Source organism: Shewanella sp. HL-SH2, assembly GCF_051164935.1.
Classification (GTDB): Bacteria; Pseudomonadota; Gammaproteobacteria; order Enterobacterales; family Shewanellaceae; genus Shewanella; species Shewanella glacialimarina.
In genome coordinates, this window is sequence record NZ_CP195035.1 from 1,157,841 (window position 1) to 1,181,806 (window position 23,966).

Sequence of the window (23,966 nt, forward strand, 5' to 3'; positions counted from 1 at the left end):
AGTGAATAACAACAATGTGTGGAATATGACTAATCAATATACATCAGATGCAATTGAAGTCCTTAATGGACTTGATCCGGTTAAACGCCGCCCAGGCATGTATACCGATACAACTCGTCCTAATCATTTAGGTCAAGAAGTCATCGATAACAGTGTCGATGAAGCACTTGCTGGACATGCATCAAAAATTGAAGTGACATTACACACTGATAACTCATTAGAAGTGACCGATGATGGCCGCGGTATGCCAGTCGATATTCACCCTGAAGAGGGTATTCCCGGGGTTGAGCTTATTCTCACCAAGCTGCATGCGGGTGGTAAATTTTCCAATAAGAACTATCAATTCTCGGGCGGTTTACACGGAGTGGGTATTTCTGTTGTTAATGCTCTTTCTACGCGGGTTCAGATAACCGTTCGTCGTGACGCTCAAATCTATGAAATGGCCTTTGAAAATGGCTTCAAAGTCGAAGAGTTAACGGTAACAGGGACTTGTGGTCGTCGTAATACTGGCACCAGCGTTCATTTCTGGCCAGATAGTAGCTATTTTGATTCTGCCAACTTTTCAACCACTAAGCTTATTTATATTCTACGAGCCAAAGCAGTATTGTGCCCAGGGCTTAGAATTAAATTCACTAATAAACACAACGGTGAAGTCCACGAATGGTTTTATGAAAGTGGCTTAACAGATTATTTAAAAGAAGCCGTTAAAGATTCGGTTTTATTGCCAGAAGAGCCTTTTGTCGGCAGTTTTAAGGGCGATTTAGAAGCCGCAGAATGGGCTATTACCTGGCTACCTGAAGGTGGCGAAAGCTTAACAGAAAGTTATGTAAACTTAATTCCTACCCCATTAGGGGGCACCCATGTTAACGGCTTTAGACAAGGTCTATTAGAGTCGATGCGTGAGTTCTGTGAGTTTCGCAATTTAGTTCCCCGTGGTATTAAGCTGTCACCTGAAGATATTTGGGATAAAGCTGCGTTTATTGTATCAATCAAAATGCAAGACCCTCAGTTTGCCGGGCAAACGAAAGAGAAACTTTCTAGCCGTCAAAGTTCAGCATTTGTATCGGGCATTGTGCGTGATGCATTTTCATTATGGCTGAATTCTAATACCGATCTTGCTGAACAATTAGCTGAATTATGTATTAGCAACGCCCAGCGTCGCCTTAAAGCCGCTAAAAAAGTGGCCCGTAAAAAAGTCACTTCAGGGCCGGCGTTACCGGGCAAGTTAACCGACTGTTCGGGTCAAGACCCTATGCGCGGCGAGCTATTTTTAGTGGAAGGTGATTCTGCTGGTGGCAGTGCCAAACAGGCGCGAGACCGTGAGTTTCAAGCGATTATGCCGCTGCGGGGTAAAATTTTAAATACCTGGGAAGTGGATTCAGCTCAAGTATTGGCTTCTCAAGAAGTACATGATATTTCTGTCGCGATAGGTTGCGATCCTGATAGCGCTAATATCGATGAATTGCGCTATGGTAAAATTTGTATTCTAGCCGATGCTGACTCGGATGGTTTACATATTGCCACCTTACTTTGCGCATTATTTTTAAAGCATTACCGAGTATTAGTCGAAAAAGGCCACGTGTATATTGCCATGCCGCCTCTATTTCGTATCGATTTAGGTAAAGAAGTTTTTTATGCCTTAGATGAAGCAGAAAAAACCGGTATTTTAGATCGTATTATCGCTGAAAAGAAAAAAGGTAAAGTTCAAGTCACTCGATTTAAAGGTCTAGGTGAAATGAACCCATTACAATTACGCGAAACAACCATGGACCCTAATACCCGTCGCTTAGTGCAGCTCACCATAGGTGATGATGATGGCACTGATGCATTAATGGATATGCTGCTTGCCAAAAAACGTTCATCTGATAGAAAGAGTTGGTTAGAAACCAAAGGTGACTTAGCTCAGGTTTAAGCTGATGCTTTATTGAGAAAGTTTACTGAGACCATTGATTAAATGGGTTTTTGACCGCCAATAATAAAAATTTGAGGCAAATGAATAATTACATGTTGTATATCAAATCGAAATCATTCGAGCTCAATTGGCAATGGGCGGCAAAAGCTTGTGCATTATTTGGTTTTAGCACAATGCTTGTTAGCCAAGTTCATGCCGCTCAATCTGTAATGATTACTGTGACTAAAGGTTTCGGCCTTTCCTTGTATGCCTCTGATTTAGGCGATATTAAACAAATGGCATTAGGTGAACATGGCACCTTATTTGTTGGTTCGCAAAAAAATGGCACCATTTACGCGTTAGTTGATAATGATCAGGATGGTCAGGTAGATAAACGTTATGTTATCGCCAGAGGGCTTGAAAACCCTGACGCTCTAGCATTTTATAAAGGCGATCTCTATGTTAGTGAAGAAGACAGAATTATCAAATATGAAGAGATTGAAGATCGTTTACGTCGCCCATCACGTGCTAAAGAAGTCTACTCAAATCTGCCTGACCTAGAGAAGCGCTATAGCCGCGCGATGCGTTTTGGCCCAGATGGACGATTATATGTTGCCTTGGGCATGCCCTGTAATGTGTGTGAAGCACCGGCTCCTTATGGCAGTGTGCTAGCCATTAATGTGCAAACCGGTGCTAGTGAGCAAGTTGCCTTAGGTATTCGCAGTGTAACGGGTTTTGATTGGGAACCTGGCACTAACCAAATGTGGTTTGCGGATTTAGGCCGCAACTGGATGGGCGACAATTTACCCGCCGATGAGATTAATCGACTGGACATAAAAGGCACTCATTTTGGCTTTCCCTACATACATGCAAGTGATATCAAAGAACCCGCATATGATAAGCCAACCAATTTAAAAATTACTCCACCTGTTTTTGAATTACCGGCTCATGTAGCCCCAACCGGATTACATTTTTATACCGGCACTCAGTTTCCAGAGCGTTATCAACAGCAGTTATTTGTGGCTGAAAATGGTTCATGGAACCGTTCAAGTAAAGTGGGCTATCAAATAGTGATGCTGGCACTAGATAACAGCCAGCCGAAAACAACTATTGCACACCGGGAAACCGTAGTGAGCTTTTTAGACGGAGAGTTTCCCGTCGCCCGACCATTTGATTTGCTAACCGCACCAGATGGCGCAATTTATATTTCAGATGACTTAAAGGGCAATATATACCGTTTGTTCTATAAAGCTACTGATCCAATACAGGAAAGCACAGATGAGTGATGCGATTGAATTAAGCCTAGATGGCGTTGAGCAAATGCCATTACGCCGATTCACCGAAGAGGCTTATTTAAATTATTCAATGTACGTGATCATGGATCGTGCATTGCCGCATATTGGTGATGGTTTAAAGCCAGTACAGCGTCGTATCATCTATGCCATGAGCGAACTTGGCCTTAATGCGCAATCTAAGCCTAAAAAGTCAGCTCGTACTGTCGGTGATGTGTTAGGTAAATATCATCCCCATGGTGACAGCGCGTGTTATGAAGCTATGGTATTAATGGCACAGCCTTTCTCATATCGTTATCCGCTAGTAAAAGGTCAAGGTAACTGGGGGGCCCCAGATGATCCCAAATCGTTTGCGGCGATGCGTTATACCGAAGCGACTCTGTCTAAGTTTTCAGAAGTATTATTGTCAGAGTTAGCCCAAGGCACGGTAGAGTGGGGCGTTAACTTTGACGGCACCATGAAAGAGCCTAAAACATTACCTGCTCGACTACCGCATATTTTATTAAACGGCATCACCGGTATTGCAGTCGGTATGGCAACCGATATTCCGCCGCATAATGTGCGTGAATTAGTCTCTGCCTGTGTCGAGTTATTAGACAACCCTAAAACCGATTTAGCACGTTTAATGGAACTGGTCCCTGGGCCAGATTATCCAACCGAAGCAGAAATTATTACCCCAAGTGCTGATATTGCCAAAATTTACGAAACCGGTCGTGGCTCAATTAAAATGCGCGCGGTATACAGTATTGATAATCATGAAATTATCATCACATCACTGCCACATCAGGCGGGTAGTGGCAAAATTCTAGAGCAAATTGCCTTGCAAATGCAGGCCAAAAAGCTGCCAATGGTAAGTGATTTACGTGATGAATCTGATCATGAAAATCCTGTGAGGTTAGTCGTTGTTCCGCGCTCAAATCGAGTTGATTGCGACCAATTAATGACCCATTTATTTGCTACAACGGATTTAGAGAAAAGCTTTCGCATCAACTTAAACGTGCTTGGACTTGATGGTCGCCCGCAGGTGAAAGGCCTGCTGACCATGTTAACTGAATGGCTAGAGTACCGCGTGTCTACGGTGACCCGTCGTTTACAATTCCGTTTAGACAAAGTGATTGCACGTCTGCATATTCTTGAAGCCTTAATGGTCGCGTTTTTAAACATCGATGAAGTGATTGAAATTATTCGCTTTCATGATGACCCTAAAGCGGAGTTAATGGCTCGTTTTAACTTAAGTGACAAACAAGCTGAATCCATTTTAGAGCTAAAACTACGTCACCTTGGCAAGCTAGAAGAATTTAAAATCAAAGCTGAGCAAGATGAGCTAATGGCCGAGCGTGACAAGCTAGAACTGATTTTAAGTTCAGATCGCCGCTTAAAAACCTTAGTGAAAAAAGAGCTAATTCAAGATGGTGAAACATTTGGTGACGATCGTCGCTCGCCAATTATTCAACGCAAAGAATCAAAGGCATTAACCGAACAAGAACTTATTCCTACAGAAGCTGTTACGGTTGTATTATCTGATAAAGGTTGGGTACGTTGTGCTAAAGGCCATGATGTTGACCCACAAAGCTTAAGCTATAAAGCGGGTGACAGTTATTTGTGCAGCGCCATAGGCAAAAGTAATCAAGCGGCAGTATTTGTCGACTCATCAGGTCGTGCATTTGCCACCGACAGCCATACTTTACCATCGGCTAGAAGCCAGGGTGAACCGATCACGACTCGCTTTAATATGGCGCCTGGCGCTGTGATGCGACATGTCATTATGGGTGAGGACGAACAATGTTACCTATTAGCCAGTGACGCAGGTTATGGCTTTATTGGTGCTTACTCAGACATGGTCAGCCGTAATAAAGCGGGTAAAGCTTTGTTATCTTTACCAGCTAATGCGCAGGTGCTAACACCTAAGCTTATTACTAAAGGTGCTGATGATGCTTTATTAGCCATCACCAGTGAAGGACGCATGCTAATGTTCAGTTTAGATGCCTTGCCACAATTATCTAAAGGTAAGGGCAATAAAATTATTGGTATTCCAACCGAGCGTGCCAAAAATCGTGAAGAATTATTGATGCACTTAAACGTAGTACCAAGTGGGGCAGCGGTGACCCTGTGGGCCGGTAAGCGTAAACTCACCCTTAAAGCCAGTGATTTAGAGCATTATCGCGGCGAGCGTGGCCGACGTGGCGCTAAACTGCCAAGAGGCTTGCAGCGAGTAGACAGCGTTGAAATTGAAGCTATGGGTACTGCCAGTGATAATAACGTAATTGATAAGCTGGACAGTGAAGAGTAATTGATCAAATCAAAGTCAGCAGTTAAATACTGACTCGCTATACAATGCTTAATGCAAAAAAAGCTCACGTTGTTAACGTGAGCTTTTTTGTTAATTTATAATGATGATTTTCAGTGAGAGGGAGTAAAAATTCAGCCAAAATGCTTGTTATAGATAAGTATAGATATCAGGCGATTTTAACTATTTTTTCCGCACTACCGTGGTGGCCATCACGCTTCCAATCTACATCTAATAGCTCTGCGCCTGACAAACTAAATGCCTGACCAAACCCTTTAACATATAAACCCTGATGTGGATTGAGCTTAAATAGATTGAAGTCGGTTAGCACTGCTAAATTATCAACCATCTCGCCAAAACGTGCCTCAGTGACGTTTTCTTTCAAGGTATTTGAAGTGGTACAAATGGGGCTATATCCACTAACATTGAGCCTGCAGTAAGGTAATCTTCTAGTCGTTCAACAATTAGATAAAGTGGCGTTATCAGCACTTAAATGAGTGATTTTGAATCAAGGGATTGTTGTTGGAGATGGCAGCCCTAGTGAAGTATTAACGGCAGATATAATTAATCAGGTCTGGCAGTATGAGCCGTTAATGATAAAAGTGTCTGAAGATTCAACATCGCCGTTTTTTTTAATAGTATTAAAATATTGCGCTGATAAATTATAAGTAACCTCAGCTCGGGATAATAAATGCTACTCAAACCCATAAACAAAAATGCAGCCATCTGGCTGCATTTTTATTGAATTAGGGGCTTTAAATAATCTTGTGGTTTAGGCTACTTCGTAGAAGTTTGGCTCGAACTCTAATTGAGTGCTAATAATCTGGCTTGCCATTCTGGCACATTTGCCACATTGATCGGCTACACCTAAACGCTTTCTGACATCAGCTAACGAGCAATCGCCTTGGCGAACTGCTTCTTTAATTTGCTTATCTGTAATTGCATGACAAAGACAAACGTACATATTAGCCTCTAGAACTCAGATGAAAAAGGGATATCAATATAGTCATTCCCTTGGATGAATCTAATTCTAAATGAAAACGGTTATCATTGGCAATAACTTTTTGGATAAAAATACGACATTTATTGTTTTTATACTGTCTGCAATATAAGGAGTTAAATTAAGCTACTGATCTTTAATAGCCTTTATCAAAATCGACAATAAAATTTAATGGTTGTTGATTTTGCCATAACTGATAATTGCTGCTAAATAGCGCAACAATTTGCTCGGGGAAACTCGGTGCAGCGATATGAGGAGTAATAATAGCATTAGCACATGACCAAATTGGATGCGTTTTAGGCAAGGGTTCTTGACTAAATACGTCCAAAATAGCCTGTTGATTTGGTGTTTGATTTAATTGACCTGTGAGTGCATCTAAATCGAGCACATTGCCACGTCCTAAATTGCAAATGATGGCTTCTGGTTTTAGTAAGCTTAAGTTTTGCTGGTTGAGAATATTATCGGTGTCGGGGGTATTAGGTAAAATACTGGCCACTACATCGGCTTGACTGAGGTGTTGAGCTAAGTTATCAATACTATCGACCCGATCAAATCCATAGGTTGCAGTACCTAATCGATTTATCCCTGTTACTGTCATCCCAAAATGCTTCGCTGTTGCTGCAATATGTTGTGCTATTGAGCCTGTGCCAAGTAGCAGTATATTTTGACCCTGCAGCGTTCTATAACCTCCTGGTAACCAATTTTTTTGCTGCTGTTGCTGTTTATACTTAAGGTGCTCACGCTGGTGAGCAAGTAAATAACCAAATAGATACTCACTCATTAATGGGCCAAAAATACCTTTAATATTAGTCAGTAGATAATCACGTCTCAGTGTTGGCATGACGAGTTTATCTACGCCAGCGAAGGTTGATTGCAGCCAACGTAAATTTTTAGCCTGACTAATTAATGGTGCAGCAAGAGCGGGTTCGGCAAACCAAATATCGGCTTCAATAATACTGTCTGACTCGTTATTTAAGATGACTAAATTGGGTAAGTTAGATTGGGTTATTAACTCTCGATAAATTTCATTTTTACGCGTCAGTAACAGTAACTTATTGGCCATGATGGATTAATCCATTTAATGTTCGTTAACGGTAGATAGCAGTATATTAGGCATGGGGCATAACGGAATCAAATTATATAAACTTTAAATCATCAGAATAGGAGGATAAATCAACCCGTTTAATTCATACCATAAAAATAACCTCAGACATAAAAAAACCGAGTATAGGCTCGGTTTTATTTTATCGTACCCATATGTGATGGTCGATAATTAATCTTCTAAGTGACCACAAAAACGATAGCCTTCACCGTGGATGGTCGCGATGATTTCAGGCGTATCAGCTAAGCTTTCAAAGTGCTTACGAATACGACGAATGGTGACATCAACAGTACGATCATGTGGCTTAAGCTCACGGCCAGTCATTTTCATTAGTAGATCTGCACGGGTTAGTATTTTGCCCGGGTTTTCTACAAAGTGAAGCATGGCACGGAATTCACTGCGTGGTAACTTGTAAGATTCACCCTGTGGATTTACTAATGAGCGGCTATTAATCTCTAAGCTCCAGTCATTGAAACGGTAGTATTCAACAGACCCTTTCTCTTCGCTCTCAGTGACGGCACTGTTTACACGAGTTAATAAGTTACGCGCACGAATGGTTAATTCGCGTGGGTTAAATGGCTTAGTGATGTAATCATCAGCACCAATTTCTAGTCCTAAAATTTTATCAACTTCGTTATCACGACCGGTTAGGAAAATTAAGCCGATATTGTTGATTTCACGAAGTTCGCGCGCTAATAACAAACCATTTTTACCTGGTAGGTTGATGTCCATCACCACGAGGTTAATTTTATTTTCAAGCATGGCTTTGTGCATTTCAGCGCCATCATTAGCTTCAGTAACAACATAACCTTCAGCTTCAAATATGCTACGTAGGGTATTACGGGTTACAGCTTCGTCTTCAACAATTAAAATATGTGGATTTTGCATAATAAAATTACCTAAAAATTAATAAAATTTGTTATCTAGCATTGGGCTAGTGTTTACGTACGCTTAACTGCATACGTTAGAAATTCTGGATTATTGGTGTTTAACATTGTCTGCCTTGAATTTAAACACTCTCTTATTCTCTAATGTTTTTAATTGCTATTTTAAGCAATAGCTTAGAGTGAGTTTTACTAAGACTTAAAAAACCTTTCATCATGGCAACAATACGTACCGCTGTAGACTGTGAACCTAAAGATAGTTAAAAGTTCCTATTTAGACATAACTAAAATGAAATTTTTAAACAGACACCTAACAATATGACAGTAATTTTACGGCGGTAAAGTCTTAGCTTAATAGTATTAATCGTAAAAATTTGCCTTAAAAGCTGCTTTTTGTGACGATCAATCAGTAACTGGTGGCTATTGTACCCTTTATCTGCATTTGTTAACAAATAAAATGTTAAAAAAAATAATTTATTGAGTATAAAAAATGAGTGTGATTATGTTTAGTTAATTGATTTAAAACGGTTAAGTGTATATTTTTTTGCTGTGAAATTTACATTTCTTTCGCTATTAAATTCTTTCTGCTACACTCTTTTGGGCTTATTTAGTGGGATTTATTATGCAAAATGTTATCGATACTGTGTGGCAGGACTATCAAAAAACGTATTTTTTGCTAACCCAGTCATTATCACCTGATTTTTCGTTCGCTATTATTACTGCTTATAACCCATTAGGGTGCTTACTAACCCCAAGTCAAAACCGCCTGCTAGATCGTGAACTGCAACTAAAAATCCTTCAATATCAAAGCCCTTACCGTTGCTTAATGGGGGTAGCACCTGATTTGTCACATGTTGAAAAAAGTTGGGCTGTATTTATTGATAAAAATCAAGCTGTTGAGTTAGGTCGAGAGTTTAAGCAACATGCAATTTACTATGTTAATCAAGGCTTATTATCGCTTGTAGCCTGCTTTGATCAGCACAAAAGTGAGGTGCAAATGGGGGCCTTTAATCAACGTTTACGTTTAGTCAGTGATTTCCCTGAATGTTGTTAAATCGCTTTATTTTCATTTGTTAATTTTTAATTGGGACAATAAATTTAACAAATGAGTGTGATGAGCTAATACCAACGACTGATTTTATATTAAAGCTCTGTTTACCTCACTATTTGCATTCTGCATTTACAATGTCATCTTTATCCTGACCATAATTTACCCCAAACCACATCTAATCGCTTTTTTACTGCCAAATCCTCATTGTACGTTACTGCAAATAATGCATTTGTTTATTTTTACTCAACTTGCAATCTTGCGCATTGACTTAACCCTAGGTTTATTGTTATTTTGCTGGTCCCTCCTTAGGGAGGCACAGAAGAGGAGCGTTAACTAGGTAGTAAGCTTGAGGAAGACCAATTCCCATGACAGCTTACGAGGGAGATTAACGCCGAGATACAATAAGATTTGGTTAACTTATTTATCGGTCGATTAGGTTGAATCCTAGCGATTGTCACCTGTTATTTGGTGGAGAGCTTCTGGTGGTGATTGCTGTTTCCCTTCTTTAAGGGTGCGTTATCTTTGCACCAGGCTCTTCGAACGAAGTTTAGTTCGGAGTGTATTATATGTCGTTAAATCAATTAGTTGTGGCCAAGTTTGGCGGAACCTCTGTTGCTGATTTCTCAGCGATGAGCCGTTGTGCTGATATCGTTTTATCCAATCCTAATACCCGTTTAGTGGTGGTCAGTGCATCTAGCGGTGTAACCAACTTATTAGTTGAACTTACCAGTGCTAATGTCAACGACGAACGTCGTCTAAGCTTGCTTAAACAAGTTGCCCAAATTCAATATCGTATTATTGATGAATTGAGCCAGCCACAGGACATAGCTGCGCAAATTGATAAGCTTTTAAGCCGTATGTCTGTGTTAAGTGAATCATTAATTCTTGATCGCAGTAAAGCAGCGATGGATGAGCTGCTGTCTATGGGAGAGCATTGTTCGTCGGTATTGTTCTCAGCTGTTATCCGTGAAAAAGGCACATCTTCCCAGGCTTTTGATGTACGCCAAGTGCTGCGAACCGATAGTCATTTTGGTCGTGCCGAACCTCAAATTGAACAAATTGCTCATTTATCGGGTGATTTTTTACAACCACTATTAAGCACCAGTATTATTGTTACTCAGGGATTTATTGGGGCCGATGAGCAGGGGCGCACTACAACATTAGGTCGTGGTGGCAGTGATTATTCAGCCGCTTTATTAGCTGAAGCTTTATCTGCCCATGCGGTTGAAATTTGGACCGATGTTGCTGGCATTTACACCACAGACCCACGTTTAGCCCCAAATGCCCGCCCGATTGCTGAAATCAGTTTTAATGAAGCCGCTGAAATGGCCACTTTTGGTGCAAAAGTATTGCATCCAGCAACGATACTTCCAGCTGTTCGCCAGAAAATTCAGGTGTTTGTCGGTTCAAGTAAAGACCCTGAAGCGGGTGGAACCTGGATCCGCCATCAAGTAGAAGATACGCCAGTTTACCGCGCGGTGGCATTACGCCGTGACCAAACCTTATTAAATCTGCATAGCTTACAAATGCTTCACGCCCAGGGGTTTTTAGCTGAAACCTTTGCTACATTAGCGCGCCATAAAATTTCTGTAGATTTGATCACCACCTCAGAGGTGAACGTGGCGCTAACATTAGATAAAACAGGCTCAGACTCAAGCGGTCAGGGCTTATTAAGTGAATCGTTATTGCAAGAGTTATCACAACATTGTCGGGTAAGAGTGGAAGATAACTTAGCCTTAGTGGCGATTATTGGTAACAGAATTGCTTCTACAGCCGGTATTTGTAGCCGAGTATTTCAAGTATTAGAAAAATACAATGTCCGTATGATATGCCAGGGTGCTAGCCCGCATAACTTATGTGTATTAATTGATGAAACTCAAGCGGCAGACGTTGTTAAAGCATTACATCAAAATCTTTTCGAGTAACCTATGACAAAGCAAATGATGACTAAAGCATTGCGTACATCACTGAATGTAGGTGAACTCGCTGCAGGGCAATCCCTTGATGTGCCTTTATTTACTTTTAAAGGCACCGACAGCAACGCACCGACCGTATACGTTCAAGCCAACGTGCACGGTGCTGAAGTACAAGGTAATGCGGTAATTTATCAACTAATGACCTTGTTAGAAGAGCTTGAGGTTTTAGGGGATATTGTGCTTGCCCCTTTAGCCAACCCGCTTGGTATTAATCAAAAAAGTGGTGAGTTTACCCTAGGCCGATTTGACCCAATAACCGGTGTTAATTGGAACCGTGAGTACTTAGATCATAAAATCGACATAGCTGCCTGGTATGAACAGCATCAAGATTTACCTAATGATGAGCTGATTAAATCGTTTAAGGCAACACTAATAGAGGCTTGTTACACCAAGCTACAACAGCCTTGGGGCATCACTACAGGTCATAGATTAGCGGTGAGTTTGCAGTCATTTGCTCATCAAGCCGATATCGTGCTTGATTTACATACAGGGCCAAAATCTTGTAAGCATCTGTATTGTCCTGAATATGATCTCAACTCAGCTAAGTTTTTCTCTATTCCCTACAGTTTGATCATTCCGAATAGTTTTGGCGGCGCCATGGATGAGGCTGCATTTTGTCCCTGGTGGCAACTAACCGATTATGCCGCGAGTAAAGGCCGTCATTTTGATGTGCCAGTGGCAGCGTTTACCCTTGAGCTTGCTAGCCAAGAGCGGATTGATATGGCAGATGCTTTAATCGATGCCAATGGTATTTTGGCTTATTTAAGCCATCGAGGAGTGATTAAACAAGCTATTGAACCTGCAAAACTGCCGCGTTATGGCTGTTACCTAAAAGATTATAAAAAATTTCATGCACCGCAATCTGGCATGGTTGAGTATTGCGCAACAGTAGGTCAACCTTTGGTTGCGGGGCAAACCTTAGTCAATATGCTGAGGTTGGATTTATACGGTTCAGACAAAGCGGTTACACCGCTGAGTTTAGATAAAGACTGCGTGCCTATTTTGCACTTTGCTTCGGCGTCTGTGCATCAAGGGACTGAGTTGTATAAAGTGATGACTAATGTATTCGAGCTTTAAGTTTGGTTTTGTTTTGCGGCCTAAACGGCTGAGGTAAGTCGTGGTATTTGATTTGATTCTATAAAAAGAGAGAAGCAACATCGCAGGATTCCATCCTGCACCGTTCAAAAGGAAATCAACAGCAATCCCCTCTTGGATCACCCAGCGCCCCAAACGAAAAATGCTGAAAAGCGCATATTCTCAATGGGGACCGATCCAGCTTTGAACCGCGTTTTTAGTCTGCTTCGGCCATTATCAAAAATCTCTATCGCTTCCGATTGGCTATCCTTGGCCAAACGAAAGCTAGCGTGGCATCAATGCCAAGCTCACGGGTTCTCGGAGTAAAGAGTCTCGATGTCCTCAATTCAAATGAATCATTCAAAGATTCACTAAATTTATCTTCATATTTTGCTTTTGGTAGTCGTTGCGAGTGAAGCTAAATCGAAGAGATGAAATTTCAGGTGCAGATGAGCCAGCGAGTATCCAAAACAGGGATGTTTTGGTTAAGCCCACAGGGACGCTGATTTTAAAATCAAGAACTGGCGTCTCGCTGGATTATCTGCACTAAGGCCTGCGGCAGGCAATTAGTAAACATGAGACATTAGTCTGAATTAACCGACTAAGTAATACCCCAATTAACTCTTAAGTATCTCTAGTGGCATCCGCAACATATCATCACCTGTAGCCGCAATAACCCAAATAATGCCGATTAGCGCGCTAACGGTTAGCAAATACCAAATAGCTGAAAAGATCTGTCCATAACTGTCTAGCGGTAACAAATGGCTTTGATGACGACCGCGCCATTCAAAAACAATCTCTAAACTACCAATTAATAATAAAAAACCTAACAAGGCTAAGCCTAAGCTGTAACTGATAAAGACCCCAATAGCGGCTCCGGCAACACAGGCGATTAACCCTGTGACGCTATTCATCGAAAAGCTGATACTTTTTAAAATATGGCCACCATCTAATGGCAGAATAGGCAATAGATTAAACAGGTTGAGTAACGCGTTAAAGGCGGCTAAGCCGGCAAAAAAAACATTGCCCGTGACCCAGTAAGCTACCAAGCAAGCGATAGACAAAAACAAGCCAAATGTGGGCCCCATGATGGAGATGACCACATCTTGCCAGCGAGTGTTAATGCGCTCATCGCTTAAGGCTAGACCGCCCATAAAGGGGATTAAATAGATGCCCTTGGTTTTCATGCCAAAGTGCTTCATAGCTCTAATGTGGCCATATTCATGGAATACTAGACAGGCAATTAAGGCGAGGGCGAATTCAATAGAGAATAACCAAGAATAGGCTGCGACACTGGCTCCTGCTAACAAGGCTTTGACCACTTTAGCGCTTTTTAAAAGCTTAAACCCTAGTGACGCTAAACCGACCATACTGATTTTATTAGCTTTAGGTACGGCTATTTCGGGGACTTGTTGTTCAATGTCTTTAGTTGTTCGTTGGCCTTGGCTGATTTGCTCTTCGTCAACTAACACGCAGTATTCAAGATAAAAAGGCTGCCATTTAACATCGACTTCAAGCCTTACTGGAATCGCATTGGTCTGAATGTTATCAATTATGACATCATCTAGCGCACTATTTTCTAAACTGTCGGAGTTTTGCTTAGCCGATGGAGTTGAGAGTGGGCGGGTTGATTGTGAGGTCAATTCAAACTGATGAATGTGAAACGCTTGGTTATTGGGGGAAGCTGATTTTTGTGACACCAACTGGTTGTCCCAATATAGCTGTTGCCAACCGGCCATTGAGCCTTCTAAACGTAGCCGTTTACCAAGACACTCAATATTTAATAACTCCATGCACACTCTCAAACTTACTCAGTAAAATTGTCACTATTTTGCCAGAGGCCTGACAATAGCTCAATCAATTGCTCAATCAATCTAGCTTAATCAATCTAATTGCTCAATGATTGCAAAGCCCTGTTGAAAGTTTGAGAAGATTAATTTACTGCTGCAACACTGTCCTTGTAATTGTGCGAATCGCTGCACTATGGTAATAAATTGCTCAAGGCTGATTGGCGTGCTGGATGTTAATGTGTGCTGCTTAATAGATTCAGTCATTAGCCAGCATTGTCCTGTGCTATCAATGAGTTTATCTTCAGCAACTAGATTAGCTGCCTCATGATCAAGATATTCTTGCCAGGCAGATTGATCGGCAATATAGGCGAGGTCATCGTGTTGATGCAGCAACACGATGGCAGGCCAATTTATAATGGTGCTGATAGGCTTATCAGTTGGTTGCATTAGCGACTGTAATCAAAGCTGATTTCTGCATTAATATTTTTGACCGTGCTCGGTCCATGTTCACGCTGGGTGCGGTTTTGAGCATTACCAATATGCAATTCAACATTGGCAAATATGTGTTTCTCGGCGCGAATAAAATATCTGTCGTAATAACCATCTACTTCATTCTTAACTTGTTCAAATTCAATTTCTTCTTTCAAACGTTCTGCAGCAATAAGATTTTTTTGATCTAGCATCATTTTGACTTGTTCAATCATGCCTGCATCGTTTTGCCAGTCTTTCTTTGGCGGAAGCTTGCGTAGTCTTGCTTCAATATCAAGACCTGCTACCACAAGCTGCTTGACACTTTCATCAAATACTTTTAACTCTTGCTTCAACTCTTGTTGCTGCATGGCGCAGAATAGTTCAGTTTTCGTCCCGGCGGTAGCCCCAAAAGCCACCGCACGTATCCCTTTCGATGCTGTGGCTTTGCCGCCAACAAGATCTCCACGTCGACCTTGGGCATCACTTACTGTAATAGTACTACCTGAGTGAGAATGACTATGTAAAAGTTGCTTGGTCACCAGGATTTCGCCTTCGGCGATGAGATTTGAATATTGAACGAATTGGGCACAAATTTGCCCTTGGGCATGAATTTTAGTACTGAACTCGTGCTCTTTAATTAAGCGACCAATAACCCCTTTGCTGACGATAACATCACCCTCAGCCTCAAGGCTGGCGGAGTCAACAAAACCCATTACAGTAATGTCGCCACTGGATTTTACCTGCATACCTTCATGTACATCACCGGTAATTAATATGCTGCCTTTAAAGTTTACATGGCCGTATTTTACATCGACATTTGTGATCTGTAATACGTCATCAACCTGCATGCCTTTTTTATTTTCGACCGGTTGACCAGATACCGTTGCTATTAGTTTATTGGAGTCACTAGGATGTAGGGCCGTACCATTACCAGGCATCATTAACTTATCTTTACCCGGTGTTTGGTTTAATGTATCACCATGCACATTATAGCCAGCCGTACCAGAGGTTGCCGGTTGCTTTACCATCAATACGTCATTGGGTTTTACAGTAACTAATGCACCTAAGTTGCGCATGTCTACGGTCCCATCTTCGCGTTCTTGCGGCTGTAATAAGCGTTCCCTAGCGAGCGGTACTTTACGGGTTAAAATGGCATGTTCGCCGTTTATTGGGGCTTTACCGATGGCAATTTCGCCTTCGCAAAATTCACCCGGTGGTAAAATATCTAATCTTTGTAGTAATGCCATAATTTTAGGCTTACTTAAGCCCATCTTTATTTTATGGTTTTTAAGATTATTGAGTACATCGGCTAATACAATATCTTTACCACCCCATGCGGAAGTGATTTTCATTGTTGCCTGCATTTTATCGTCACTAATGCTGATGCTAATACTGCCATCTTTACGCTCAGCAATAGTGAAAAATAGCTCGTGATTCCCCGGTTTTTGGCCACATAGGGCATTCACTTCTTTAACCGCTTTATCTATCGCAGGCGTGACAGGAAACAGCATGGCAAAATCAGGCTGTTTAAGAAGCTGATTAACATCATCGGTAGAAATAGGGCCGTGAGTATTGGGGATAAGCCGTAATTCTACTTTAGATTTTTCAGCATTAAATGCTGCAACAGAAGGCTCTAACATAATGTCCTTTATTTATTATTTTTATTGGAGTGTTAAAACGAGTTTATATAAAAATCACTATACCTCGAATTTAGCGGAATTTAGCTAAATTATCCAGCATCAAAGTCACAGCTTAATAGTCATTGACTTGCTAATGTTGATTTAATGACATGTTATTAAACATCTGTTCGGTAGATTATCGTTTACCGAGCAGATGCTTACTTTGTTAACTGGGTTACATTAACGTGCAATAGACCGACTATTGAGCGAATATTTTAATCCGAGTTGAGGCTATTTACTTTTATTACAGTACAGTTTGTACTTATTGTTTTCGGCTGGGACGTTAACTGAGCCAAATGTGTTGGCTATGTTGTCGGCATAGGGTAAATGTCGATTAGCCACAATTTGCCACACTCCTTTAGCACTCAATCGTGTGGCACTTTGGGTGACAAAAGCATGTGCTATGGCAAATGTTCTATCTAAGCCATCGTGGAACGGGGGTTAGAAATAATCCCGTCGAACTTACCTTCAATTTGGTTAAAACCATCGGAAGGGTAAACCTTAGCTTGCATGTGGTTTGCCGCTAAGGTGAGCTCACATGATGCTAAAGCCATTGCATTGATATCGATACATTCAATATTAAGTTCAGGATATTGCTTGAGTAGCCCGACCGATATTACCCCTGCACCACAACCAAAATCTAATACTCGACCACTCAGTTTAGGTAAGTTAGACAGTAATAATTCAGTACCTAGGTCCAGTTTTTTCTCGCTAAAAACACCGACTAAATTACAAATGGTAATTTCACCCTGGGGGGTGTCGACTGTGTATTGTGTCATCCAGTCAGTTAATTTTAAAGCTGCTACGTCTTGTGTTAGATATGCACGGTATAGCAAGCTGTGACGGGCATTGTCTATTTTAATTGCTGAACTAAAAGCGTCGGGTAATAGTTTATCTACCGATTTTATGCCGCCCTTGTTTTCACCCACAACCAGCAGCAATCCTTCTTCGACAAGATGGCTGGCTGCTAAGGCAAATAAGTATTCCGCTAATGGCTTAGCTTTAGGGAAATAGACAATCACACAATCAAACTTTTCCAACTGCTGCGCGTCTGGCAACTTAGGGGCAAAGTAACAGCGTAAACGGTCATTTTCATAAGGTGATAGGGTTAAGTGGTGATTATAATCCAAGGCCAATGCAGTCACGTTTTTGGCGTTCTCAATACATTGATGCGCTAAGGTATCGGACTCATAATTGAGGATAAGAATATTAAGGCCTGCAAATTCGTGATGGTTTCTTAATAATAATTGAGATGGATTAGTTAACACATTGACCTACTATCATTTGTATAATTAAAAAATTAAAGCGACTAATGTCGCTTTAATATATTGAGCTAGCCAAGGTTGAAATATCGGCTTAGCTAATCGTTAATAGTGCTTTACTGAGCTGAGCTTGGTAATAAGCTGAATATTTTATTGGCTATATCAGTATTGTCCTGATGGCCTGAAAAGAGCTTAGCACCAGGGCCTGAAGCAAAAACTTGCACGTCATCACCAGTGTGGCCCAGAGTTGTCCAACCGGTATTTGAATAAACATCAATTAACTTACGCAGTGATATTGCCATGGCTTCATTGCCTTGCATGCGTGCGTTGTTGAGTAATGTAAATTCTTGACTATTTGGCTCAAAACCTAATTGCTTAGTGACAATCGCTTGCCATGCTTGTGCTGCAATAGCCTTTGCAGCAATTACATCAGGGCTGGCTTTTACTTTATGTAGCACCGCCGGTTTCCAAACATATTCATCATTAGCGCCAACTGACAGTCCGCCGGTATTATGATCGGCGGTGATTATCATTAAGGTATCTTTTTGCTGACGAACAAACTGTTCAACAATTTCAATGCTGTGGGCAAAACCATCCATTTCGGCCATCGCGGTTGCGATATCGTTGCTGTGTCCAGCCCAATCAATCAAACTGCCTTCGATTAACAGCACAAAACCATTTGGGTTTTGCGACAGTAATTCAAGTGACTTTTGGGTTAGCGCGCCTAAATGGTGTGCTTGCTTAGTATCAATAACCCAAGGTAATTGAACATCTGCAAATAAGCCTAATACTTTAGGTGAGCTGAGTGTATCTAACTGACTAAAATCAGTAATATGCTGATAACCTTTGGCCGTAAACTGGCTAAGTAGCTCGGCTGAAAAGTAGCGTTGTCCGCCACCCAAAATGACATCCGCGTCAGTATCAAGGTAGCTTTGTGCTATTTCAATATAGTTTTTACGGTTTTCATTATGGGTTAAAAACGCCGCGGGAGTCGCGTGGTTAACTTGTGAGCTAACGGCTATACCAGTAGATAAGCCCAGTGTTTTAGCTTTCTCAAGCAAGGTGGTTAAGGGTCTTTTCTCGACATCAACACTAATAGCACCGTTATAGCTTTTTATGCCGGTTGATAAGGCGGTTGCTGACGCTGCTGAATCAGTGACATAGCCACTTACGGTAGCGGGGTAAGTACTTGCCATACCCACTAATAGTCTATCGAATACCGTTTGCTCAACTTCTTCTGTTTCAGGGTTATCTTTATAATAGCGGTAGGCTGATGTGTAAGCAGGTCCCATGCCATCACCAATCATCACAATAATATTTTTAGGACGTGATTGTGAAATGTTTTGGCTGCTATTTGCCATCGCTATCGCTGCTGGCGTGCTCACTTGAGCTTGGGGATCGCTAACGATATTGGCTTCATTGGCTAATGCGCTTGTGGCGACAAGGTTAGTCAAAGCAAACAAAAATACGCTAGCAAATCCACGATAAGTGTTTAAAAACAGCATGAAATTTCCTGATTATTGAGCTGGGTTAACACGTGCCTCGATGGCATCCATCAACATACCTGTAATATCAACGTCAAATGCCGCTTCAATTTCACGGATACACGTTGGGCTAGTGACATTAATTTCGGTGAGTTTATCACCAATTACATCTAAACCGACAAAAATTAAGCCACGTTTTTTTAACTCAGGGCCGATAGAACGGGCAATTTTCCAATCACTTTCAGATAAAGGTTGAGCCACACCGCGTCCACCTGCCGCTAAATTGCCACGGGTTTCGCCTTTCATCGGAATGCGGGCTAATGAATAGGGTACTGGCTCGCCATCGACAACTAAAATACGTTTGTCGCCTAAGGTGATCTCTGGAATAAACGCCTGTGCCATCGCATATTGCTGACCGTAGTTGGTTAAGGTTTCAATAATTACGCCTACGTTAGGGTCATCTTTTTTGATCCTAAAAATAGAGCTGCCACCCATACCGTCTAACGGTTTGATAATGATATCTGACTTTTGCTGGTGGAACGCACGAATACGTTGCGCGTCACGGGTAACTACCGTTTCAGGGGTAAATTCAGAAAACCAGGCGGTAAATAGCTTTTCATTAGCATCACGTAAACTTTGCGGCTTATTGACGATTAATGTGCCTTCTTCTTCAGCACGTTCAAGCATATAAGTGGCGTAAATAAACTCGGTATCAAATGGCGGGTCCTTACGCATTAAAATGACGTCTAAATCAGCTAACGGTGTATCAATCGCCTCACCTAGCTCAAACCATTTAGCGGCATCATTGATCACGGTTAGTGATCGCATATTGCCCATAGCTCGACCATTTACCATAGCGAGATCTTTCATTTCTAAATAAAACAGCTGATAGCCACGAGCTTGCGCCGCAAGTAGCATAGCAAAGCTTGAGTCTTTTTTGATATTAATGTCGCTAATGGGGTCCATCACGATGCCGAGTTTAATCATGTTGATATCCTTAAAGTGTCAATATGTGATAGCCGTTTGCAGTATATTGCATTAACCGATATCACCAAATTTGAGTTGTAATGCTGTTATCGCCGTCAGTGCAGCCGTTTCAGTGCGGAGCACGCGTGGGCCTAGCAATACGTCGGTAAAAGTAAATTGTTCAGTCATGGTGATTTCTTGATCTGACAAGCCACCTTCAGGGCCAATTAGCAAGCGTACTTTATTCTTTTGGCCTAATTGAGTTAAGCCATTAATGCCGTGAGCCGCCCGCGGATGTAAATTCAGTTTTAATGCTTGGGTTTGCTCCTGGCACCAATCCATTAATTCCATAGCAGGCCTAATTTTAGGTACCACACTGCGGCCTGATTGCTCGCACGCACTGATGACAATTTTTTGCCATTGTTGAATTTTTTTATCTAATCTTTCGCCATTAAGCTTAACACCACAACGCTCAGAAAATAGCGGTGTAATGGTAGTGACACCCAGTTCTACTGATTTCTGAATGGTAAACTCCATGCGATCGCCGCGCGATATCACCTGGCCTAAATGCAAATCCAAAGGTGATTCAGATTGATTCTCTGTAGCAGATAAGACCTTAACAGAGACGTTTTTCTTACTCGATTGAGTTATTTCGGCTAAATAGTCATTGCCATCACCACAAAAAAGACTGATTTGATCGCCTTCACCCATGCGCAATACTTTGCCAATGTGGGCTGCACCATCTTCATCTAAAGCAACGATTTGATCGACATTAAGTGAATCAATCGCTTGGTAAATCCTTGGGATTCTCATGGGTAGTAATATCCGAGCTTGTATTATTGGCTTAACCCTAGATTCTGACATTGTTTGTGTACAAAATCATTATGATTACCTTGGGAACGGGCAATTAACTTATCACGTTTGCATTCTGTTTTATCTACCGGATAACTTTTATCCCAAGCTTGAAATAATTGCCGCTGACTAGATGATATTTGTAATGCATAGGTTTGCTGCATATAAAAGTAAGTTCTGGCTATGGCGCCACGGCTGCGGGCAGGCGGTTGAGCTTTGCGACCTTTAAAATCGACAATCATTTCACATTGACCGTATTGATCCGCTTTGCCATTCCACTGGCTAAAACGGAAGTTACTGCGATCGCCATTCACCTCGCCAATTGCTGGGGTGAGGTTATGTAAGTCTGATTCCATTTTTTTAAACTGTGGGCTAGTTTTACCGCAGTTTTTACGGCCACCTTGCTGCCAACATTGTAGCTGGTGACCAAACTCCCAAGCCGGAACTACATGCTCCCACTCAATCCGGTTGGCGCGAATTTGCTGTTTACGGACTTGATAACCACAACTTTGATGTTCAGGCTGCCAAACTTTACCTGCGATGGCGATGTCACAACCACAATAAAAGCTCTTAAGCGGCAAGTTGTCCTGATAAATAGTGCGAATAATACGTTTAGCTTGACTGAAGTTAGTCGGGTGCTCCGCCGCAGTAGCCGTTAAAGGCAGTAAAGATGAACACAACAAAGTGCAAAGTGCGAATAATCGCATTCTGAGGGGGGTATAAAACATGATAGCGCGGACCTTAATATGTCAATATTGCAGACTAAAGCTGTTATGAAAACTGGCCTTGCCTGTCATTTTGGCGAAATGGTAAGGGATACTTTCGACTGATGCAATGATAGGGGGATGAAATCTGTTTGATGCTGTGGTTCTTGTTTACTACCTTGGCGCTTGTTAGTTATAGGTGAGGTAAGCAGTAAGTTTGCATTACGCTTGTGAGAGCGGTGCATTTTGCAAGGTATGCTGACAGGATTTACAGCGGTACTGCGTTTTGCCCTTTACCACATTGTTATGGCGTCTCACACTCAGTTGCACGCTGCCACAACCGCAAAAATACTCGAATTGTTTGCCTCGTACTGACTGTGTATCAAGCTGGTGAGTGGTTTTTGGGACGCGGTTAAAAACCTTTCGCATAATAGTTTGCCATTCAGCCCCGTGGGGTTTAACTCGGCCAAATAGTTGAAAACTGAGTAAGTGGCTGATTTCATGGGGTACCACATCGTCAATAAATATAGCTGTGTTCTCATCAAGTAATATTGGATTAAAGCGCAGTTTATTGAGTTGCAAGTGAGCTGTACCAGCGCTTTTACCCCTTAAGGTAAATTGAACCAATGGACGCGGAAACGTTTGCTTAAAATAGTGCTCAGCCAATTGATAATCAATTTCAATTTTATCGATAACACTTTGCTGAATCTGGCTAATATTCTTAGGATGAACAATGTGGGTGTGAGTGAAAGCTTGCTGGTTTGAACAAGCTAAGCTCACTTTGGGTTTTGCAGTAAGCGAATTAACGCTAAGGCCCAGTTTTTGAGCCATAGTGTGTAAATGCTGGTACAAACGTTGTGACAAGGTAATACCTTTAAATAAGTGGGCTGAACAAGCTGAGTTAAATTATATTCGTTTTAACGTTAAGTAAAAAAGTTATAGGCTTGCTGCCGCAGCCGTAATCATCACTTTAATTTGCTCGACAATGTCATGCTCAGCCTGTGAATCATAACCTTTTACCTTAGGTGTGTGTATATGACCAACAGGAATGTTACGACCAAATTGTTGCATCAATAAGATGCTACGATAAGAGATTTCATTAGAAAGGTAGCCACCACCAGATCCTTCTACAGACGTTTCATTTTGTAGTTCATTAAGCGACTTTGCTTCAAACTGGCCACGGTCAATGGTGCTAACCTGGTGATTGTCATTCACTTGCCAATGACCTTTTTCTTTTTGCATCGCCGCTATCGGCAGTGAAAACTCGACAAACTCAGGGCCAGTTAAAGGTTGGTTATTTAGCATTGGTGGCAATGGGTTAGTTTTAGAGGCGCCAGTTAAGACATTAAGGTTATCAGGTGCGTCGGCGCTGCGATTTCGAGCCGGAAAACGTTCGATATCAAATTGTTCACGGCCCATGCTAACAGTGAAAATCATATCAACACTGTTATCGCGATAAATAGGTGTGAGTAAAGATTCAATTATCCCCTTGTCAAAATCAGCAAAACGTACCGGGATCATGACTGTTTCTATTTGAGCTATTTTACCGTCGATATTGAATTGATAACCATCTAAGGCTAACGCGGTGACTCCTGAAGGATTACTTTGACCAATATCTTTATCGAGGAAGAAAGGGTCGAAGCCTGTCAGTAAAATTTTAATACGTGTATCAGTTTTAAAATGAATATCACTAAAACCACGTGACGTTTTTTCAATCGCGCTGACCAAAATTTCACGCTGCCAAGGCGCAATGTTATAACCGACTCTTTGTGTTTTAAGGCTTTCACGCATCATCAGTCGGCTCCAATATAAAGCGCGATCATCCGTATGGCCTGATTGTAAGTCTTTTACAGCCTGCAGCCATAAACGATGCCCTTCGTTAGCGACCATTTGAGTAATAGCTAGTTCATCGGTTGCACTGGACAGTTTATTGTTAAGGCCTTCGGTGACGTCCTGATAGCGGTCGACAATACGTGGCATGGTTTTACTGGCCAAAGGTAAGCGCAGCTCTTCTACATCTTTAGTTAACGTGTTTGCTTGAGCCATAGTAGCAGCGGCCATTAAAGCCAAACTAGAAAGCATAAGTAGGCGTGTTGATAGCATCTTGGCAGTCCTCGAGAAGCTGATAGCGACGAATATTATTGATAATCTCGTCATTAATGACTTGGTTATACCATAAAAACTGCCCTTATTGGCAAAGG

At 41.6% G+C, this 23,966-nt stretch carries 19 protein-coding genes, 2 pseudogenes and 1 riboswitch; of the genes and pseudogenes, 7 read left to right on the plus strand and 14 right to left on the minus strand.

Annotated elements, in window-relative coordinates; all coding sequences use genetic code 11:
- Positions 1-25 precede the first annotated feature (25 nt).
- The 3 genes from parE (at position 26) to parC (ending at position 5,473) form a co-directional block, all read left to right on the plus strand.
- Positions 26-1,912: a DNA topoisomerase IV subunit B gene (parE, locus tag ACRWP9_RS05090; RefSeq protein WP_434928208.1), complete on the plus strand. Its 1,887-nt coding sequence runs from the start codon at positions 26-28 to the stop codon at positions 1,910-1,912.
- Positions 1,913-2,004: 92 nt separating this feature from the next.
- Positions 2,005-3,177, plus strand: coding sequence for a PQQ-dependent sugar dehydrogenase (locus ACRWP9_RS05095; RefSeq protein ID WP_434928210.1), 1,173 nt, complete (start codon positions 2,005-2,007; stop codon positions 3,175-3,177).
- Positions 3,170-5,473 (plus strand): DNA topoisomerase IV subunit A, encoded by a 2,304-nt coding sequence (gene parC / locus ACRWP9_RS05100; protein ID WP_434928211.1) that lies wholly within the window; start codon positions 3,170-3,172, stop codon positions 5,471-5,473. Before ACRWP9_RS05095 ends, parC begins: the two co-directional genes overlap by 8 nt.
- A 166-nt stretch (positions 5,474-5,639) precedes the next feature.
- Here parC and ACRWP9_RS05105 read toward each other — a convergent pair.
- A pseudogene (locus ACRWP9_RS05105) lies at positions 5,640-5,843 on the minus strand (hypothetical protein); the annotation flags it as partial.
- A 130-nt stretch (positions 5,844-5,973) separates the two neighbouring features.
- Between ACRWP9_RS05105 and ACRWP9_RS05110 the strand changes: the two are divergent.
- Entirely contained in the window at positions 5,974-6,138 is a 165-nt protein-coding gene (locus ACRWP9_RS05110) for a hypothetical protein (protein ID WP_434928212.1), read from the plus strand.
- A 104-nt stretch (positions 6,139-6,242) separates the two neighbouring features.
- On the opposite strand, the gene ACRWP9_RS05115 is transcribed toward ACRWP9_RS05110, so the two are convergent.
- From ACRWP9_RS05115 to arcA, 3 genes are all read right to left on the minus strand, one after another.
- The gene (locus ACRWP9_RS05115) at positions 6,243-6,434 is read right to left on the minus strand and encodes a bacterioferritin-associated ferredoxin (RefSeq protein ID WP_226411272.1); all 192 of its coding nucleotides are present in this window, start codon (positions 6,432-6,434) and stop codon (positions 6,243-6,245) included.
- A gap of 172 nt (positions 6,435-6,606) precedes the next feature.
- Positions 6,607-7,533, minus strand: a complete 927-nt coding sequence (locus tag ACRWP9_RS05120) for a D-2-hydroxyacid dehydrogenase (protein ID WP_434928215.1) — start codon at positions 7,531-7,533, stop codon at positions 6,607-6,609.
- A gap of 210 nt (positions 7,534-7,743) precedes the next feature.
- On the minus strand, positions 7,744-8,460 hold the full coding sequence (gene arcA / locus ACRWP9_RS05125; protein WP_434928217.1) for a two-component system response regulator ArcA: 717 nt from the start codon (positions 8,458-8,460) through the stop codon (positions 7,744-7,746).
- Between the two features lie 618 nt (positions 8,461-9,078).
- Here arcA and ACRWP9_RS05130 point away from each other — a divergent pair.
- From ACRWP9_RS05130 to ACRWP9_RS05140, 3 genes are all read left to right on the plus strand, one after another.
- Complete coding sequence (locus tag ACRWP9_RS05130) at positions 9,079-9,510, plus strand: DUF3293 domain-containing protein (RefSeq protein ID WP_434928219.1); 432 nt, start codon at positions 9,079-9,081, stop codon at positions 9,508-9,510.
- Positions 9,511-9,818: 308 nt separating this feature from the next.
- A riboswitch (Lysine riboswitch) is annotated at positions 9,819-9,994 on the plus strand.
- A gap of 79 nt (positions 9,995-10,073) precedes the next feature.
- Positions 10,074-11,432 (plus strand): lysine-sensitive aspartokinase 3, encoded by a 1,359-nt coding sequence (lysC, locus tag ACRWP9_RS05135; RefSeq protein WP_434928220.1) that lies wholly within the window; start codon positions 10,074-10,076, stop codon positions 11,430-11,432.
- 3 nt (positions 11,433-11,435) lie between these two features.
- A complete protein-coding gene (locus ACRWP9_RS05140) occupies positions 11,436-12,560 on the plus strand; it encodes a succinylglutamate desuccinylase/aspartoacylase family protein (protein ID WP_434928222.1) in 1,125 nt (374 codons plus the stop codon).
- Between the two features lie 614 nt (positions 12,561-13,174).
- Here the strand turns inward: ACRWP9_RS05140 and ACRWP9_RS05145 are convergent.
- From ACRWP9_RS05145 to ACRWP9_RS05190, 10 genes and pseudogenes are all read right to left on the minus strand, one after another.
- Positions 13,175-14,350, minus strand: a complete 1,176-nt coding sequence (locus tag ACRWP9_RS05145) for a site-2 protease family protein (protein WP_434928223.1) — start codon at positions 14,348-14,350, stop codon at positions 13,175-13,177.
- Between the two features lie 90 nt (positions 14,351-14,440).
- Entirely contained in the window at positions 14,441-14,794 is a 354-nt protein-coding gene (locus ACRWP9_RS05150; protein WP_434928225.1) for a DUF4144 family protein, read from the minus strand.
- Positions 14,794-16,458, minus strand: a complete 1,665-nt coding sequence (locus ACRWP9_RS05155; protein ID WP_434928227.1) for a DUF342 domain-containing protein — start codon at positions 16,456-16,458, stop codon at positions 14,794-14,796. Before ACRWP9_RS05155 ends, ACRWP9_RS05150 begins: the two co-directional genes overlap by 1 nt.
- A 270-nt stretch (positions 16,459-16,728) precedes the next feature.
- Positions 16,729-17,765 (minus strand): annotated as a pseudogene (locus tag ACRWP9_RS05160) (methyltransferase).
- A 110-nt stretch (positions 17,766-17,875) separates the two neighbouring features.
- Positions 17,876-19,120, minus strand: coding sequence for an alkaline phosphatase (locus tag ACRWP9_RS05165; protein WP_434928935.1), 1,245 nt, complete (start codon positions 19,118-19,120; stop codon positions 17,876-17,878).
- A 156-nt stretch (positions 19,121-19,276) separates the two neighbouring features.
- The gene (gene gshB, locus ACRWP9_RS05170; protein WP_434928229.1) at positions 19,277-20,230 is read right to left on the minus strand and encodes a glutathione synthase; all 954 of its coding nucleotides are present in this window, start codon (positions 20,228-20,230) and stop codon (positions 19,277-19,279) included.
- A 51-nt stretch (positions 20,231-20,281) separates the two neighbouring features.
- Entirely contained in the window at positions 20,282-21,022 is a 741-nt protein-coding gene (gene rsmE / locus ACRWP9_RS05175; protein WP_434928231.1) for a 16S rRNA (uracil(1498)-N(3))-methyltransferase, read from the minus strand.
- Between the two features lie 23 nt (positions 21,023-21,045).
- A complete protein-coding gene (locus tag ACRWP9_RS05180; protein WP_434928233.1) occupies positions 21,046-21,789 on the minus strand; it encodes an endonuclease in 744 nt (247 codons plus the stop codon).
- Between the two features lie 198 nt (positions 21,790-21,987).
- Positions 21,988-22,629, minus strand: a complete 642-nt coding sequence (locus ACRWP9_RS05185; RefSeq protein ID WP_434928235.1) for a SprT family zinc-dependent metalloprotease — start codon at positions 22,627-22,629, stop codon at positions 21,988-21,990.
- 72 nt (positions 22,630-22,701) lie between these two features.
- Positions 22,702-23,868: a hypothetical protein gene (locus tag ACRWP9_RS05190; protein WP_434928237.1), complete on the minus strand. Its 1,167-nt coding sequence runs from the start codon at positions 23,866-23,868 to the stop codon at positions 22,702-22,704.
- Between the last annotated feature and the right edge of the window lie 98 nt (positions 23,869-23,966).